Origin of the sequence: Aquimarina callyspongiae (genome assembly GCF_034322225.1) — a bacterium.
In the GTDB taxonomy this organism is placed as follows: Bacteria; Bacteroidota; Bacteroidia; order Flavobacteriales; family Flavobacteriaceae; genus Aquimarina.
On the sequence record NZ_JAXLPA010000005.1, the window covers coordinates 441,763 to 459,669 of the forward strand.

14 protein-coding genes are annotated in these 17,907 nt (G+C 31.8%); 7 read left to right on the forward strand and 7 right to left on the reverse strand.

Annotated features, from left to right (window positions below; genetic code table 11):
* Positions 1-132: 132 nt before the first annotated feature.
* The 3 genes from U0D62_RS21410 to tilS all read right to left on the reverse strand — a co-directional run bounded on the left by U0D62_RS21410 (position 133) and on the right by tilS (position 4,172).
* A complete protein-coding gene (locus tag U0D62_RS21410; protein WP_322289399.1) occupies positions 133-777 on the reverse strand; it encodes a Crp/Fnr family transcriptional regulator in 645 nt (214 codons plus the stop codon).
* Positions 778-876: 99 nt separating this feature from the next.
* Complete coding sequence (locus U0D62_RS21415) at positions 877-2,859, reverse strand: protein-disulfide reductase DsbD family protein (protein ID WP_322289400.1); 1,983 nt, start codon at positions 2,857-2,859, stop codon at positions 877-879.
* Entirely contained in the window at positions 2,859-4,172 is a 1,314-nt protein-coding gene (tilS, locus tag U0D62_RS21420; protein WP_322289401.1) for a tRNA lysidine(34) synthetase TilS, read from the reverse strand. Before tilS ends, U0D62_RS21415 begins: the two co-directional genes overlap by 1 nt.
* A gap of 158 nt (positions 4,173-4,330) precedes the next feature.
* Here tilS and U0D62_RS21425 point away from each other — a divergent pair, with 158 nt between their 5' ends.
* Complete coding sequence (locus tag U0D62_RS21425; protein WP_322289402.1) at positions 4,331-5,032, forward strand: hypothetical protein; 702 nt, start codon at positions 4,331-4,333, stop codon at positions 5,030-5,032.
* A 44-nt stretch (positions 5,033-5,076) separates the two neighbouring features.
* On the opposite strand, the gene pabB is transcribed toward U0D62_RS21425, so the two are convergent.
* Positions 5,077-6,381, reverse strand: a complete 1,305-nt coding sequence (gene pabB, locus U0D62_RS21430) for an aminodeoxychorismate synthase component I (protein WP_322289403.1) — start codon at positions 6,379-6,381, stop codon at positions 5,077-5,079.
* Positions 6,382-6,385: 4 nt separating this feature from the next.
* Positions 6,386-6,925 (reverse strand): NADPH-dependent FMN reductase, encoded by a 540-nt coding sequence (locus U0D62_RS21435; RefSeq protein ID WP_322289404.1) that lies wholly within the window; start codon positions 6,923-6,925, stop codon positions 6,386-6,388.
* A 284-nt stretch (positions 6,926-7,209) separates the two neighbouring features.
* Here U0D62_RS21435 and U0D62_RS21440 point away from each other — a divergent pair, with 284 nt between their 5' ends.
* The 6 genes from U0D62_RS21440 to U0D62_RS21465 all read left to right on the forward strand — a co-directional run bounded on the left by U0D62_RS21440 (position 7,210) and on the right by U0D62_RS21465 (position 15,297).
* Positions 7,210-8,571 carry a DEAD/DEAH box helicase gene (locus U0D62_RS21440; protein ID WP_322289405.1) on the forward strand — a complete coding sequence of 454 codons (1,362 nt, stop codon included), beginning with the start codon at positions 7,210-7,212 and terminating at the stop codon, positions 8,569-8,571.
* A 19-nt stretch (positions 8,572-8,590) separates the two neighbouring features.
* Positions 8,591-9,610 carry a serine hydrolase domain-containing protein gene (locus tag U0D62_RS21445; RefSeq protein ID WP_322289406.1) on the forward strand — a complete coding sequence of 340 codons (1,020 nt, stop codon included), beginning with the start codon at positions 8,591-8,593 and terminating at the stop codon, positions 9,608-9,610.
* Positions 9,611-9,778: 168 nt separating this feature from the next.
* Positions 9,779-10,771 (forward strand): DUF1028 domain-containing protein, encoded by a 993-nt coding sequence (locus U0D62_RS21450; RefSeq protein WP_322289407.1) that lies wholly within the window; start codon positions 9,779-9,781, stop codon positions 10,769-10,771.
* Between the two features lie 3 nt (positions 10,772-10,774).
* Positions 10,775-12,073: a subclass B1 metallo-beta-lactamase gene (gene bla / locus U0D62_RS21455; protein ID WP_322289408.1), complete on the forward strand. Its 1,299-nt coding sequence runs from the start codon at positions 10,775-10,777 to the stop codon at positions 12,071-12,073.
* Positions 12,074-12,077: 4 nt separating this feature from the next.
* The gene (locus U0D62_RS21460; protein WP_322289409.1) at positions 12,078-13,844 is read left to right on the forward strand and encodes an ABC transporter ATP-binding protein; all 1,767 of its coding nucleotides are present in this window, start codon (positions 12,078-12,080) and stop codon (positions 13,842-13,844) included.
* 79 nt (positions 13,845-13,923) lie between these two features.
* The gene (locus tag U0D62_RS21465; RefSeq protein WP_322289410.1) at positions 13,924-15,297 is read left to right on the forward strand and encodes a DUF3179 domain-containing protein; all 1,374 of its coding nucleotides are present in this window, start codon (positions 13,924-13,926) and stop codon (positions 15,295-15,297) included.
* A 112-nt stretch (positions 15,298-15,409) separates the two neighbouring features.
* Here U0D62_RS21465 and U0D62_RS21470 read toward each other — a convergent pair whose 3' ends face one another.
* Both U0D62_RS21470 and U0D62_RS21475 read right to left on the reverse strand, forming a co-directional pair.
* Positions 15,410-15,628 (reverse strand): hypothetical protein, encoded by a 219-nt coding sequence (locus U0D62_RS21470; RefSeq protein ID WP_322289411.1) that lies wholly within the window; start codon positions 15,626-15,628, stop codon positions 15,410-15,412.
* Positions 15,629-15,713: 85 nt separating this feature from the next.
* A complete protein-coding gene (locus U0D62_RS21475) occupies positions 15,714-17,330 on the reverse strand; it encodes a thioredoxin domain-containing protein (RefSeq protein ID WP_322289412.1) in 1,617 nt (538 codons plus the stop codon).
* Between the last annotated feature and the right edge of the window lie 577 nt (positions 17,331-17,907).

Sequence of the window (17,907 nt, forward strand, 5' to 3'; positions counted from 1 at the left end):
TCACCACAAAGTGTTAAAAAAATGTTATTTACATATTTTTATAAGCTGTTTCTTAAAAATTTGCTAATTATAAGCCTATAAAAAAAGGTGTCCATATGGACACCTTTTTTTTAAATTATTCTATATACTATTTTATGCTACGTTATTTGATAAAAGTTCAATATGTCTTTTATGTTGAACCAAAACACTTGACGCTTCTAATTTCTTAGTTATACGAGAAACTACTTCTCTTGAAGTGCCTAAATCCGAGGCTATTTGTTTATGAGACATTTGAATCATATTACAATTTTGAAGTTTTGCTTTTTTAGTGAGATAATTTACTAACCTATCTTCTATTTTATAACATACAACTTGTTTTGTTGTATTAAGCAAATCTTCATAGTTACGTTGAAAATCTTGTAAGATAATTCTTGTAAAAGATGGATATTTTATAAACCATTCTTTTACTTTATCTACTGGTAAGCACAATACCTTTGTATCTTTTTCTGTGACTGCAGAAAAACGAACAGCTTCTTGATTAAACAGGTGGTTAAAGCTTAGAATACAACAATGATTAGGATGTATGTAGTATAATAAAAACTCTACTTCATCTTCTTCGGCATACATCTTAATTAGGCCATCCAAAATAATGGGTAAAAAATTAAGGTAGCTACCTTGTTTTACAACATATTCTCCCTTTGGGACACTTTTAAATTCTCCGAATGATACGATTTCTTCTTTTAGTTGTGGTTCGATAAAGGGGAAGCAATTAGAAAGTTCAATCTTTTCAGCGTGCATCTTTTCAACTTAATTTATTGTTAGTACTTAAATAAAGTCGAAAAATCCAGCTATACTTACAACAGAGCTATAATAAAAATCTATTCTGTTATAAGCAATTTATCTTTTTTGATAATTTTTCAATCCCTTTTTTAACCATTTAAGGTATTCCGATTCATCTGGAGTATATGCTGTGGTTGTATTTAACAAATTCATTTCTGAATCTATCAATACATAATATGGTTGTGAATTGTTTTCAAAATTTAACGTTTGAAAAGTAGCCCATTTATCACCAACTGTTTTAATATTTTTTACTCTTCCGTCGGGTTTCAAAAATTTGAACTGATTTTCTTCTGATAACTTTTCTCGATCATCCACATATAGTGAAATAAGAACATAGTCATTTTTTAAGATTTCCATGATCTCAGGATAGCTCCATACCTGTTCTTCCATTTTTCTACAGTTTACACAAGCCCATCCAGTAAAATCCAGCATTATCGGTTTGTTTTGAGCTTTTGCGGCTTTTACACCTTTCTCAAAATCAGTATAGGCATCGAGACCCAACGGTCCATGTGCTTCTTTTTCATATACACTATAGAATAAAGGTGGCGGAAAACCACTTAGTAATTTAAGATTTGCATATGTTGTATTCGTAAGTCCTGGTATTAAATATAATACAAATGCTAATATCAAAACACCTAGAGTTTTTCTTCCGGCACTAAGTTTTTTAATAGGGCTATCATGCGGAAAACGTATTTTACCAAACAGATACAGCGTCATACCAATACCAATAATAATCCAAATAGCGATAAATATTTCACGTTTCAGAATTCCCCAATGCTCTACCAGATCTGCATTGGATAAAAACTTAAATGCTAAAGCTAGTTCTGCAAATCCTAGAACAACTTTTACGGCATTTAACCATCCTCCACTCTTTGGTAAAGAATTTAACCAATTAGGAAAAAGCGCAAATAAACCAAAAGGTAATGCAAGTGCTAAACCAAAACCTCCCATACCAAAACTTAGTTGCATTGCTCCTCCATCACTACTCAAGGAACCTCCTAGTAAAGAACCTAGAATTGGTCCCGTACAAGAAAAAGAAACTAAAGCAAGGGTTAATGCCATAAAAAAGACACCTAGTATTCCTCCTACACTAGTAGCTTTACTATCCATTTTATTACTCCATGAGGCTGGTAATGTGATTTCAAAATATCCAAAAAACGAAATAGCAAAAACTATAAATATTACGAAGAATATAATATTAAGAGTGACATTGGTAGAAATATTATTTAAGATCTCAGGATCTAATGAATCTAACAAGTGAAACGGAAGACTGAGTAATATGTATATTGCAAATATGAAAAAACCGTACAGTACGGCATTAAACAATCCTTTTTTACGATCCTTAGCTCCTTTGGTGAAAAATGAAACCGTTAATGGTATCATTGGGAAGACACAAGGAGTTAATAAAGCAATTAAACCTCCTAAAAACCCTAAAACAAATATGGTTAAATAACTTTTGTCTTTTACATCTTCTTTAGGGAAAACATCCCACCCTTTAATTTTAACATCTAAAGCTTCAGATTTACTACGATCTTCTGTTGTAATACTGGCTACATCTCCTTTATTTTCTTTAGCTTTTCCTGCAAGGTTTAAATCAAACTCTATTACTTCTGGAGCAAGACATTTCTCATCATCGCAAACCGAAAAGAAAACCTCTGCTTTAACATCAGTTAAGCTTTTATTTATCAACTTGATTTTTTGAGAAAAAGTTACCTCGTCCTCAAAATATTTTACATCCATCTCAAAAATATTGTCAAACTTTTCAATCCCTTTTGGTTCAAAAGTTTCTCCAATAAGTTCATATGTTTCTGATGTATTATTATAGGTGAATTCTGTAGGTGTTGGAGCGATCTCATCAGTATCCGCTTCGTTTTGAGAATATAAGTGCCATCCTTTATCCAAAGTAGCCTTAAAATATAACACATAAATATCCTCTGATTCTTTTTCAACACTAGCATCCCATTTAACAGGATCAAACGCCTGTGAGAAAAGTGTATTAGAAAATAATAACGTAGTTAGTAATAATATGAAGTATCGCATCAGGTTATTGTAATTTTTAATATTTGTTTTGTTTGGGGTACTATCTTAAATCTATTATCTGCTCTGTAATTTATAATCCAAAGGATTTCTTTTCCAGAACAAAGTAGCCATACTCTTTCTTTGGCGAATAAGGATAGTTTTTCATCTTTAAAATATTTACTTAACTTCTTTTTACCCTTCATTCCCAGCGGATAAAAATAGTCGCCTTCTTCCCATTTTCTTACAATCAAAGGGTATTTTAACTTTTCTTTATCAACATAAATTGTTTTTAGATCAATATCCGTTATTTCATCTACCATCCTGAATTTCAATGTTCCTGAAGGAATCATTAACATGCTTTCTTCTTCGGGTATCTTATAATAACGATCTGTTATTTCTTCAGCAATAGGGCTTAATAATATATAATCTCTATCTTTTACTAATCTATGTGATTCTGAAAAAATTTGTTTCCCTGATTGTGCGGTAAGAATTTGTGTAATATCATTCCAAGCTGTAAAACCATAATCTTTCAATAAAAAATATAAATAAGCTTTAGGATAACCATATTGGCGAAGTCGATGAATAGATATTCTAATAATATCAGATTCTGAAAATTCGAATAGCTCTTCTTGAAGTTGAAACACTTGGCTTTTAATAAATGTCTTACTCTGCTTCAAATATTCCAGAGTATTCTCAAAATTTTGTAAGAATTGAGGCGCTGTATCTTTTAGAGCCGGGATAACTTCATGTCTAAGTTTATTTCTGAGATACTTAGTACTTGCATTACTACTATCTTCTCTCCAATCTACACTATTTTGCTTGGCAAATGATAAGATTTCTTCTCTCGAAAAGGGAAGCAAGGGACGAATAAACATATCATTCACTTCAGGAATACCGGTCAAACCATCAATTCCAGTTCCTCTTGAAAGGTTGATCAAAAAAGTTTCTAGATTATCATCAGCATGATGTGCAGTTAAAATATAATCAAATTGATACTCTACTACTAATTCTTTAAACCAATCATATCTCAGTTCTCTTGCTGCCATTTGAGTAGAAAGCTTATGATCTTTAGCATATTTATTAGTATCAAAATGTTTGATAAAAAAAGGAGCATTTACCTTATTCGCCACATTTGAAACAAATTTTTCATCCCAATCGCTTTCTTCTCCTCGAAGATTAAAATTACAATGCGCAATACTAAATTCTAATGCAAGAGAGTCAAACAATGCAACTAGTACAGCACTATCTAATCCTCCACTACAGGCAATTAATAATTTACCCCCAGCAACAAACTGAAGATTCTGGTTAATATGATCCTGAAACTTATTTAACAACAAATTCTGTTTTGTTTTTTTGCCTTTTGTCAAATATACGATTTTGTATTGCTTCGACAAGTAAAGAAAAAATCGCTTTTAAACGTTGATTTTCAAGTTTTTAACATCTAAATTGATTTGTTTTTGTTATTTTTAAGAAACTCTTAAACTCCAATACTATGAACAGGATCAATGAACTACAGAAGTATTTTAGAGCAGATGATCAAAAAGATTTTGATAAAAGGTTATTATCCATAGTTCCACACTTACATCCTTACGTAAAACATCGCTTATATATTGCCGAAAGTACAGGAATTTTACCTAGAAATATGTATTGTTCCAATGGTATTATTGATGATGCTATTGTTAGCTTGTATAACGACCGTTACGAACTAGATGTGAATACACTTTCATTAGAACTTAAGCTTTTTAAAATTGCCGACGAACTTATTGATGAGTTATATATTCGAGAAGGATGGCATCAAAAAAATATCAGCACCAGTTATATCTTAAAAGAAGAGCTTAGCAAATTAGAAGAGGTCTATACCGTTGAAGCTGACAATGAACTTATCATGAATGAAGAATTAAGTGATATTTGTTATTATCAACACGTTGAGAAAAAACAAGCTTTTATCTATGACGACACAGATTCTGATATTCTAAAAATTATTGATTCAGAACATTCTACAGAAAACAAAAAACAAAAACTTCTTGGAAAGTTTTATAGCTGGTTACCTATGGAAACTTCTAAAATTATAGATCTTTTTGTATTTGGAAAATTAAATTTTGAAGAAATCGCTACCATCAGAGAAATTACAGCTCAAGAAGTAAAAGAGATTATTATTGATGTTCGCAAAAGTTTCAGAAAAAACCTTATTTAAATCATAGAATTGGATAATTAAACAATTTCTGTTGGTTCATAATTTCACATTCCTTCTAATACTTCTCTCATGGCTTTTGCTTTAAGAAGGCATTCTTCATATTCTTTATCGGGATCTGATTTAGCCGTTATTGCCCCTCCTACTGTATAAGAAATATAGTTTTGCTTTTTGTTATACAAAATACTTCTAATGACTACATTAAAATCAAAATCTTCATCTGGTGTAAAATACCCTACAGCACCGCTGTATAATCCTCTTTTTGATACTTCAAGGTTTTCGATAATTTTCATAGCGGATATTTTAGGAGCTCCTGTCATACTTCCCATAGGAAAAGTAGCTTTGATTACATCTACCGGAGAAATATCTGGTTCCATTTCAGAAACTACCGTCGAAATCATTTGATGTACTTGCTTAAAAGAATACACTTTACATAACTCTTCAACTTTTACAGTACCTTTAACTGCCGTTTTTGATAAATCATTCCTTACCAGATCAACTATCATTATGTTTTCTGATCGTTCCTTGGGATCATTTTGTAAATCAGAGATTAGTTTTTGATCATCATAAATATTATCTGATCTTTTAGCCGTCCCTTTAATAGGTTGAGAAATAATTTTTTGATCTTCTTTTCTTAAATACCGCTCTGGTGATGCTGATAATAAATATTGATCATCCATTCTAAAAAATGTAGCAAACGGAGGTTTAGAAATATCGTTTAAATGATAATAAGTTTGTAATGGATCTATGCAACTATCCTTTGCAAAAAACTCCTGGCAAAAATTAGCTTCATAAATATCCCCTCTATGTATATGAACAAGCATTTGATTTACTTTTTCTTTATACACATCTTTGGTAATACTTAAACTAATCTTCACCTTATCGCAAGATTGTTCTGTATTATCTGCTTTCTCTAAAGAAATTGTTGAAATCGTTTTGAAATCCTCTTCAATTTCATCATCTACCATTCTTAAATAGTGAACTTCCAGCAAATTGTTTTTAAGCAAGAATAACTTTTTAGGCTGAAAAAAGAATAAATCCGGGAAATGAAGATTATCTTGATTTTCCGAGTTTAATCGTTCTACATCATTTTTTAAGTCATATGATAAATAACCAAAAATCCAATCTTTGGTTTGTTGCTGATATTCTTTTAATTTTTCAAAAGCAGTATAATAGTCTGTTTTAATAGATGTAAAAGCATCTACCGCTAGAACCGCATCATAACTAGAGTATTCCTGATTATAACTATTAGAATCTAACCAAATGACTTCGCCAAATTGTTGCCCCCAATGCAATAATCTGTTTTTGAACTCTGATGGATCTGTTACATTGTATTTTTGGGTAATTCGCACTTTGTCATTTAATTTGATGTGCAAAAGTACTGAGAACTTCGTTTAATCCCAACAAAAGAGTTTCTTCTGTTACTGTATTAGATTCTACAGAAAAATTCTCGTAAAACGATGGGAAACTAAAACTTTCTATTATCTCTGCACCAAAACGCGGAAATACACTTTTTGCAAATTCTAATGAACTTAACCCTCCTCTTTTTCCAGGAGATGTACTCATCAATAGTATCTTTTTTCCTTCCAAAAAGTTACGATCTAGACGTGACATCCAATCCATAATATTTTTAAAAAACGCACTCCAACTACCATTATGTTCATTTAAAGAAATAATTAAAGCATCTGCTTCAGAAATTTCTTCTTTTAAGTTTTTAAGAATTTCAGGGAATCCTTGACTTTTTTCTTCGTCCTCACTATAAATTGACAAAGGGTAATCCGTTAATTTTATAATCTTAACAGGGTGTTCCTTAATTTCTGAAGCTACAAATTCTACCAATTTATGATTAATTGATGTACTACTATTGGATCCGGCAAATGCCAAAATATTTTTCATTGTTTTTTTAGTCTGAATTGAAAATCAAATGTAAATAAAATGTATCCCCCAACAAAAAAACACCTGCCATAAAACTATAGCAGGCGTTTTATATACACTCGATTAAAAGTGCCCCAAATATTGTAATTTCTCGACTAGTTATATTTTATAGATTCGATAAACATATAAAGGTTGCGTATCTTTTTAAAAATTTTATATAACTTGACATATATTTTTCGTTGTATTTAGACCGTTTTGTAATTAAATACAATTACTTTCGCCGATGATAATCATTAAATAGTATCGTGACTTTTAGAGACTTAAATTTAAGCACACAATTACTCAATTCGCTAGATGATCTAGGTTTTGAAACTCCCACACCTATCCAAGAGCAGGCTTTTTCAACAGTGATGTCTGGCAAAGATGTGGTAGGTATTGCGCAAACAGGTACAGGTAAAACATTTGCCTATATGCTTCCTATACTAAGAATGCTTAAATATTCTGTACAGCAAAACCCTCGGGTTTTAGTATTAGTTCCTACGCGTGAATTAGTTGTACAAGTAGTTGATGAAATCGAAAAACTCGCTACTTATATTAATGTGCGTGTAACAGGTGTATATGGCGGAACTAATATTAATACGCAAAAAGAAATTGTCTCTCAAGGACTTGATATTATTGTCGCTACTCCAGGACGCTTATATGATCTCGCTGTAAGTAGGGCACTACAATTAAAGTCTATTCAAAAATTGGTTATTGACGAAGTTGATGTTATGATGGATTTAGGATTCAGACATCAGTTAATGAATATCTTTGATATCTTACCTCAGCAACGACAAAACATTATGTTTTCTGCAACTATGACTGATGAGGTAGAAAGTATTATTACTGAAATCTTTATCAATCCTAAAAAAGTTTCTATTGCAAAAAGCGGTACTCCTTTAAATAATATCAAACAATATGGATATAAAGTTCCTAATTTTTATACCAAAGTAAACTTACTCGAGCATTTACTTAGAGATAAGGAGAAGTTTGAAAAAGTGCTGGTTTTTGTTAGTAATAAAAAAATGGCTGATCGATTATTTGAACGATTTGAAAATACCTTTACTGATGAATGTGCAGTTATTCACTCTAATAAAACGCAAAACTATCGACTTAGAAGTATAGAACAGTTTGAAAGTGGAGAACACAGAATTCTTGTTGCCACTGATGTTATGGCTCGTGGATTAGACATTGATGATATCAGTCATGTAATCAACGTAGATACCCCAGGATATCCTGAAAATTATATGCATCGTATTGGTAGAACTGGTCGTGCTCAAAAGGAAGGAGTTTCTATCGTATTAACTACAGAGGCTGAAGGAGAATACCTAAAGACTATAGAAGAGTTAATGGAAATGGAAGTAACACAATCAGACTTTCCTGAACAGGTAGAAATATCTAAAGAACTAACTCCTGAAGAACAACCCAAAATAAAAGAAATTTACAATCCTCATAAGCGTCCTAATGATGATGAAGCAGGGACAGCTTTTCATGAAAAGAAAGAAAAAAACAGAAAAGTAAATCTAGGTGGAAAGTATAAACGAGAGATTAAAAAGAAGTACAAAAAACCGAAAACTAAAGGAGATAAAACCTTTAACCTAAAGCATAAAAAAAGAAAAAAGAAATAAACATTTCAAACCAGTATAAATGAAACATCAGTCATATCTCTTATTTACTTTTTTAATTGTAGCTCTTTCCTGTAAAAAGCCTGTAAAAAACACCTCTAATACAATAAACAAACCCGTTCCGGAAAAAGTATCAGAAGATAGTGGGATATATTCAGTTTTAGTATCTAAAGATGATCAGATTGTGTTTGAGGAATATTATAATAGTAAAAAATCTGATGATTTATGTAATGTACAATCTCTAACCAAAGGAATCATGAGCATTCTTATCGGGATTGCCATTGATCAAAAGATAATTGAGAATGAAAACGAACCAATAGAAAAATATTTTCCTGAAGAATTCAAGAATCTAAAAGATGAAAGAAAAAAACAGATTACTATAAAACATCTGCTCAATCAAACATCTGGTCTTTCCTGGAAAGGTTTTCCTGAACACCAAAATTGGATCAACAGTGAAAACCCAATCACTTTTGTATTACAAAAGAAGTTAGAGTATACTCCGGGAGAAAAATATAATTATAATACTGCTGCAACCCATTTACTCTCTGCCATCATAAGCAGAGCCACAGAAAAAACAACTCTTGAATTTGCAAATGAATATCTGTTTGATACATTGACTATCGATAAAATTGACTGGAAGAAAAGAAATGATGGTTATTATGCTGGAGGAGGTCTTGGTTTAGAAATGAAATCTATAGATTTAATGAAAATAGGCCAATTATTAGAAAACCAAGGAGTATATGATGACAAAAGATTAATCTCTAAAGAATGGGTAAACCAACTTTTTGATACTGCCCAAAAATTACCTACACGATGGGGATTACAAAATTCTACACATGGTTTCTGTTGGTATACATCTGAATTAAAAGGAGATACTATAAATTATGGAATGGGATATGGTGGGCAATTCATTATTATAGTTCCTAATAAAGATTTAGTAATAGTAGCGACACATAATCACGATACTCCTAAAGGTATTGAGCAGCAAATCAAATTTCTTAATAAAAAGCTTCCGCAACTGATTGAAAAATTCGGCAATTAGTCCGTTTTTAATTATATCTAAACATAAATAGTACAGCTTTTGTGATCCCCAATCATAGGTGATGGTATTATGTAGGCAAAGATGATTCTCTAAATTTTGATTTTTGCGAAATTGTAGTAACCCTTATATTTCTGTACATTACACTACTCAAAACACAAAAATTGTCTTATGAAATTGTTCTCACTAAAAATTCTTATAACTTATTTTATGTTTTCATCATTTGCGGTTCAGGCTCAACAGGTGTATAAAGAAAAATTTGCGCATACCTTTTCTATTGTGGCTAGGGATAAAAATACAGGCGAAATGGCTGTAGGTGTACAAAGTCATTGGTTTTCTGTTGGATCTATAGTATCGTGGGGACAATCTGGTGTAGGAGTGGTCGCCACACAGTCTTTTGTAAACCCAGCATACGGCCCTGATGGTCTTAAATTAATGTCTGAAGGCATAAATGCAAAAGAAGCTTTGGATCAACTTGTTGGTAAAGATGAAGGTAAAGACTTTAGACAAGTAGCATTTCTTGACTCTCAAGGAAACGTTGCTGCTTTTACTGGCAAAAAATGTATTGTTTCTGCCCATCATATTATAGGAGATAATTTTTCTGTACAAGCCAATATGATGTTAAACGACAAAGTAGTTCCTGCTATGGCTAAAGCTTTCGAAGAACATAATAATTTACCATTAGCAGAACGCATCGTAAAAGTTTTATTGGCAGCACAAGATGCTGGTGGAGATATTAGAGGTAAACAATCTGCTGCATTGGTAGTAGTAGGTCCAGAACCAGTAAAAAATTCTTGGGAAGATAAAAAAGTTAATCTTAGAGTTGATGATCACAAGAACCCTCTTGAAGAATTACAACGATTACTTCAAGTTCATAAAGCTTATGAGCATATGAACCAAGGAGATTTAGCCGTTGAGGTTGGAGATATGACAAAAGCATTAAAAGAATATGGTGCTGCAGAGCAACTATTCCCAGATAATTTAGAAATGAAATATTGGAAAGCTGTTGCACTTACGAATAATAAAAGATTAGAAGAAGCACTACCTATTTTTAAACAAATCTTTGATAAAGATAAAAACTGGAAAGAATTAACAAAGCGATTGCCCAAATCAGGATTATTAAATGTATCAGAGTCAGATCTTAACAAAATAATCGGACTATAAATAATGGCTTCTATCTTTGCTCATGGATTTACCGCCTATGCCTTAGGAAAAACATTCTCTAAAGAAATTACCGCCACTAAGTTTTGGATTTTAGGTATAGTTTGTGCCATACTTCCAGATGCTGATGTGATTAGTTTTGCTTTTGGCATTCCTTATGAAGATTTTTGGGGACATCGAGGCTTTTCTCATTCGCTTGTATTTGCCTTGTTATTAGGAATAGTCATTACATTTCTTTTCTACAATCGCAAGTTTTTCTCAAAAACCGGTTTTATTCTTATACTATATTTTATGGTATGTACCGCGTCCCACGGTGTCCTTGATGCGATGACTACTGGTGGACTAGGTATTGCTTTTTTCTCTCCCTTTGATGATACTCGATACTTCTTTCCTTGGCGCCCAATTCAAGTTTCGCCAATTGGCGCGAGTAAATTCTTTAGTAAATGGGGCATTAAAGTATTGTTAAGTGAATTAATCTGGATCGGAATCCCAGGAACTATTTATATCTTAGTAACCAACCAGCTCAGACAAAATAAACAAAAAAAAACAAACCTTAAAAACAACGTGATCAAAAAAATCATCCTTGTAACCACACTATTGGTTACTATTATATCTTGTAAAAAGAAGTCAACTTCAGAAGTGATTTCAATATCTCCTGAATTAACAATTAATAAACTTAGTGACCATAACTACATTCATATTTCGACCATTACCCTTTCAAACGGAAAAAAATTTCCTTGTAATGGATTTGTATATGTAAATAACAATGAAGCTTATATTTTTGATTCTCCAGCAACCGATCAAGCCACCACAGAGTTAATTAATTGGTTAAGAGATGAAAAACACCTTACTGTAAAAGGAGTTGTTTTTAACCATTTTCATAGTGATTGTACCAAAGGCATTGATATTTTTAAAGAACAAGGGATTTCAACAATTGCAAGTCATATTACAAAAACATTGATGATAAACGAAGGGTATACAAAACCGGATACTGTATTTAAAAATCAATTAGAATTAACTTTAGGAAGTAAGAAAATTATAAATACTTTTTTTGGAGGAGCACATACTCATGATAATATTGTGTCTTTCTTTCCTGAAGAAAATTTGATTTTTGGAGGATGTATGATCAAGAGTCTTAATGCAAAAAAAGGAAACCTTGCCGATGCCAACTTGGCTGATTGGTCAAAAACAGTTTCCAAAATAAAGGAAGCTTACCCCAATCTACAAATTGTTATTCCGGGACACGGAGATCACGGAGATATGGCATTATTAGATTATACCATTTCTTTATTCAAAACTGAATAATCCAATGAAAGAGCTAAAAGAAAAAAAGAAAAAACCAAAAGTAAGTATAGCCAAAGCGTTTAAAACCATAATATGGCCAAGGCGAAATCTGGTATTTATTGGTTTGATTCTAATTATTTTTAATAGAATCGCTGGACTTATTCTTCCCTGGAAGAGTAAAACATTATTAGATGAGGTAATCCCAAGTAAGGATATGGGACAGTTATATGAATTACTCATTATTGTAGGATCTGCTATTTTGATCCAAGCCACTACTTCCTTCTTATTGACCCGCATACTAAGTGTACAAGCACAATATCTCATCTCAGAACTTAGAGCACAAGTTCAGAAAAAAGTACTATCACTACCGATCAGTTTTTTTGACAATACAAAATCGGGAGCTTTGGTATCAAGAATTATGAGTGATGTAGAAGGTGTAAGAAATCTTATTGGTACAGGTCTAGTACAAATGGTTGGTGGAACCTTTACTGCTATTGTATCTCTGGGAATTCTTATCTATATCAACCCATGGATGACACTCTTTGTTCTGGTTCCTGTTAGTTTATTTGGAATCGTGGCCTTAAAAGCATTTAAATATATACGACCAATATTTAGGGTACGAGGAGAAATCAATGCCGAAGTAAAAGGACGATTAACAGAAACTCTTGCAGGTGTTCGAGTAATCAAAGGTTTTGGTGCAGAAGAACAAGAAAATAAAATTTTTGAAAAAGGTGTTAATCGTTTATTTCAAAATGTAAAAAAGAGTCTTACTGCTACCGCTTTAATGACTAGTTCTTCAACATTCTTATTGGCAGGAATAGCTTCTACAGGAATTATGGGAATTGGTGGGTATTATATGATGCAGGATGTAGATCCTATGACTACTGGAGACTTTTTATTTTTCACGATGGTTCTTGCTTTTATGATTGCTCCTATTGTGCAAATGAGCAATATAGGAAGTCAACTTACAGAAGCATTAGCTGGTCTCGACCGCACCGAAGAATTAATGAACATGACTCCAGAAGATGAGATAGAGGATCGAACCATTATGTTAGATAATATACAAGGTAATATCATATTTGATGACGTATCATTTTCTTATGAAGAAGGAAAAGAAGTATTGCATAACATCAGTTTTAAAGCATCTTCAGGATCAGTTACCGCATTGGTTGGTAGTTCTGGCTCGGGTAAATCAACCATAGCAGGATTAGCTGCTACATTTTTAAATCCTGAATCAGGACAAATCACAATTGATAATCAGGATTTATCAAAAGTAAACCTAGGTAGTTATCGCAAAAACCTTGGTGTCGTTCTGCAAGATGAATTTTTATTTGAAGGTACCATACGAGAAAACATATTATTTCCAAGACCTAATGCCACAGAAGATCAATTGCAGCAAGCTGTTAAAGCTGGTTATGTAAATGAATTTACAGATCGTTTTGATGATGGATTGGATACACGTATTGGGGAACGAGGTGTAAAATTATCAGGAGGTCAACGACAACGAATAGCTATTGCAAGAGCTATTCTCGCTGACCCCAAAATTATTATCCTTGATGAAGCTACCTCAAATTTAGATACAGAAAGTGAAGCCTTAATACAAAAGAGTTTGGGTGAATTAATGAAAGGCAGAACCACTTTTGTCATAGCACATAGATTAAGTACTATCAAAAAAGCAGATCAAATCTTGGTTATTGAATCTGGTAATATTGCAGAACGAGGAACACATGATGAATTAATCGCAGCAGAAGGGCGATACTTCGATTTATACACCTATCAGGCAAGGATTTGATGTAATGGGTATTTAAAAATTTCCTTAAAACCTGTTGAAATCAGCTATTTAATTCGACTTAATTATAAAAATAGGTCGAATGAATACTTTTTTAACAAACTTGTTATTGATTTTGAGTATAGCTATTAGCAGTGGCCAAACCATTGTTGATACTGATGCTGTAAAGCCAGATTATGAATACTTCCTGGATCTTTTCACATCTCAAGATAACCAAACGCATAAAGAAGCGTTAAAATATATAGATACTCATTGGAAAGAGGATTTTGAGATTATGGCAGTAGAATCAGTATATCTACTTAAAAGTCCTTCTAACGGTTTAAAACTTCTAACCCTACTTCAAAAAAAAACTAAAAAATACTACGGTTACGAATTTAATCGATGGTATGAATATATATGGAATAAAAACCCTGCATATAATTCTTCTTATTTCAGCTTTAAAGCAAAGCTACATAGTTTTATAGATCCAAAATTTGAAAAATATTTTATAAACCGTGATGATCAATCCAAAATTAGGCTAGACGAAGTACGTTGGGGCGGCGTGGTTCAAGATGGTATTCCTCCATTACGTAATCCACAAATGATACATGCAACTCGCGCAGAATATCTTAATGATAATGATATTGTGTTTGGCATTTCTATAAATAGTGATACCAGGGCTTACCCCAAAAGGATATTGGCCTGGCATGAGATGTTTACAGATACTGTTGGTGAAATTCCTGTCGCAGGAGTTTATTGTACGCTTTGCGGAACAGTAATTCTTTACAAAACTAAAAGCAACGGGACTGCTTATCAATTAGGAACCAGTGGATTCTTATATCGTTCAAATAAACTTATGTATGATCAAAAAACACAATCATTGTGGAATACCTTATGGGGAACGCCCGTTTTAGGACCGTTGGCTGATAAAGATATCCAACTGGATTATTTAAGCGTTGTAACTACGACTTGGGGAGAATGGAAAAAACTACATCCCAAAACTACGGTATTATCATTACAAACAGGTCATAGTAGAGATTATGGAGAAGGAGTTGCATACAGAGATTATTTCTCTAACGATGATCTCATGTTTTCAGTTTCGACAAAGGATACCAGGTTAAAAAACAAGCAAGAAATTTTAGCAATTCGCCTTCCGGCAGAAACAGATGAAAACATAGCTATTTCTTCAAAATTCCTGAGAAAACATAAAATTCACACAGGTGTTATTAATACTAAAAACTTTACTGTTTTTACTGATAAAAGTGGAGCTCATCGGGTTTACTTTACTAAGAATGTACAGTTCAACTCTTATGATAAAAAAACATTGGCAAAAGATGAAAATGGTACTACCTGGGAATTACAAGAAAATATTTTAAAAAATACAATTACAGGTGAAACATTAAAACGTTTACCTACTCACAATGCCTTTTGGTTTGGATATCACGCTGCTTTTCCTGAGGCTACTTTGATTAAATAAATTGTCTCCATATTAAAATTTTAATATGGAGACAATTTGAAATTAAGCAACATATTGGATTTCCAATCTATTCTAAATTGGAAATATCAAAATGTAAACAAGGCAATTAGGGTTAACTACAACTCTGTGATTGCCATAGGCATCTACATTGTCCATTTGTAGAGCCACCTTGTTGTTTATAACATCCATAGTTTCCAGAACCTCCACCTGGATTCTTACAACTACCGCATGAACCGGATCCTCCAGTTCCAGGAATACCTCCACCAGTAAGGGTTTTCATTTCTGAACGATTTAAAGATTGAAATGATAGATTCGATTTAAATTTTTTCATTTTTTGATTTATTAATAATTAATATATGTCTTTTTAACCTCTCGGTTAGGTAAGATTTACCTCTTCGCTCGGCCGAACAAAATTTTTATACTTCTTCTAAAAGAATATTTTCTACTTGCATTTGAGTATTTTGGAAATTCTCTGCCAATTCGGGTATAACGGATGCTAAGTTTTCCAGGCTATAAGCCTCTGGTAATAAATGTCCGTTTATAAAAAACGTAGGAGTTTTTTCAATTCCCGATTCTTCTACCCATTTAAAATGTTCTTCTTCTATATATTTACTTTCTTCATTTAAATCTTCAGCGTCTAGAGGGTATCGTTCCTTAAACTTATCTAAATCCATCATCTCAAACCAGTCATGCAACATCTTCATCGCCATATTGGTTTCCCTTTCTTTGTTATGCACTTTTTTTAACCAGTAACTTATTAGATAATGACTAGAGGTTATTTTTTGATTGTCATCTTTTCCACTCATTAAAAACCGTAAGGTTATATTAACTTTTTCAGGATATGTTACTAGTAATTCATCAATGATTTCATGCTGAAGTTTGCAGGGTGTACAATATAAATTGCTAACCATAATAATTTTAACAGGTGCACTTGGGTTCCCTAATATTATTTCTTTAGGAATCGGTGTAGTCTTTACCATTCGTTGCCCCAACAATAGGTAACTAAATACAGAAACAGATTCTGCTATTCGTTTATATTTAAAAGTATCAATTTTAACCATTCCTATTTCTTTTAAATAGCCTTTAACCATCACTAAAGCAGTAATAATGATCACAAAAAGTAAAAAGGAAACAATTACTTCTAAAAATGTTATACCTATAATTTCTAAACTGGTAGAAAACTGAAAACCAAAAACAACTGCTTGAATAATTAAAACAGCATTAACCATAAGACATAGGCGACACCATGTTTTGGCTTTGAAATATTGGTAATAAATGGAAAAAAAGATAATTGGAATAGTTAAAAAACTAAGTATTGCCATAATTAGGTGTCCTGAAGACAAATAATTAGAAATACTAAAAAGAATAGTCTGAAATAAGAAATAGGAAAACACTAGATCTGAAAACTTAACAATTCCAAAAACCTGAGCTGCATCAGAGCTTAGAATCTCATCACATCCCGATTTATTTTCTTTTCCTGAATGACAAAAATTTTCTACTGAAGCATATTTAACACCAACATCTTTTGCAACCAAAAAATAACCTGAAGTTAAGCCCAATAAGGAACATAAAAGCAACAAACCATCACCCCAAAAAATATATTTTATATTAGATATTAGTAGTAATGCTATTATGGATACTAAGAAAAAAGTTAAAGCTGTTTTAGTAAGTTTTTCTTCCTTTAGGGATTCTTTGTTTTTTTTATTCTTTATATTCTGATCTGGATATATTTTTATAATAGTTCCACTCCAGCGTTTTAATTTTGAGGTATTTTTTACTAAAGCCTTTTTATCTTTAACAAAAACCAAATCTCCTTCTCCATCATCCATATGTAGTAAATACGGAAACTCCAAATCATTTAAATTTTCTTTATTTATTTTCCCTATATCATTAGGTATTGAAAGTCTTTCGAATACATCCGAAATACCCAGGAGAGATGGGAAATTAGCATTTGAAACTATCAAGTTTTCAAAATATTTTTTTGAAATATTGATTTTATGATATTTCAGATATTTAAAGATAACCTTATACATTCTAATCTTTTTATGAGAGTCAAATGTATAGAACGAAAGGTATTATTTCCCCACCCGAAATGGGTAGTATTTAATTTTCCTTAACAGTGATATTTTCAATAAAAAAATCAAAAACTAATACTATATTCATCAAAATTGTTACAATGTTATTTTTTTATCCGCAATACACACAAATCAATGAATAATTAAAAATTCGCATTGTTATATAAAAAAGATCAATTAGAGGTAAGAATAAAATATTAAAACTCGATAAGATTGTTCTAATTACTTCAAAAAACATCATAAAATGCTCACAAAACACAATTGTTGAGTAATCTTCCTAAATTTTTAGTATCAAAAATTCCATAGTGTTGATTTTTTTAATCAACTGTTAAAATGAATTTGCTTTAAAGATGGAAAACCAAAAAGCATATCAAAAAAGAGGCAAATCTAAGAAAAACACAAACAATTGTTTTTCAATGGATTGAAAGTCTTTTTTCATGAAAACAGAGAAGTGGTTATAAATTTTTAATCCTATATCTATTTGCAATATATACTTTAGTCCTCTCGAGAACATTGATTGTAAACATAAATTCAT

Excerpts from the sequence above, each read along its gene's own strand:
- U0D62_RS21410 (WP_322289399.1), bottom strand. The coding sequence starts at position 777 with ATGCACGCTGAAAAGATTGAACTTTCTAATTGCTTCCCCTTTATCGAA.
- U0D62_RS21415 (WP_322289400.1), bottom strand. The coding sequence starts at position 2,859 with ATGCGATACTTCATATTATTACTAACTACGTTATTATTTTCTAATACA.
- U0D62_RS21425 (WP_322289402.1), top strand. The coding sequence starts at position 4,331 with ATGAACAGGATCAATGAACTACAGAAGTATTTTAGAGCAGATGATCAA.
- U0D62_RS21435 (WP_322289404.1), bottom strand. The coding sequence starts at position 6,925 with ATGAAAAATATTTTGGCATTTGCCGGATCCAATAGTAGTACATCAATT.
- U0D62_RS21445 (WP_322289406.1), top strand. The coding sequence starts at position 8,591 with ATGAAACATCAGTCATATCTCTTATTTACTTTTTTAATTGTAGCTCTT.
- U0D62_RS21450 (WP_322289407.1), top strand. The coding sequence starts at position 9,779 with ATGAAATTGTTCTCACTAAAAATTCTTATAACTTATTTTATGTTTTCA.
- bla (WP_322289408.1), top strand. The coding sequence starts at position 10,775 with ATGGCTTCTATCTTTGCTCATGGATTTACCGCCTATGCCTTAGGAAAA.
- U0D62_RS21460 (WP_322289409.1), top strand. The coding sequence starts at position 12,078 with ATGAAAGAGCTAAAAGAAAAAAAGAAAAAACCAAAAGTAAGTATAGCC.
- U0D62_RS21465 (WP_322289410.1), top strand. The coding sequence starts at position 13,924 with ATGAATACTTTTTTAACAAACTTGTTATTGATTTTGAGTATAGCTATT.
- U0D62_RS21470 (WP_322289411.1), bottom strand. The coding sequence starts at position 15,628 with ATGAAAAAATTTAAATCGAATCTATCATTTCAATCTTTAAATCGTTCA.
- U0D62_RS21475 (WP_322289412.1), bottom strand. The coding sequence starts at position 17,330 with ATGTATAAGGTTATCTTTAAATATCTGAAATATCATAAAATCAATATT.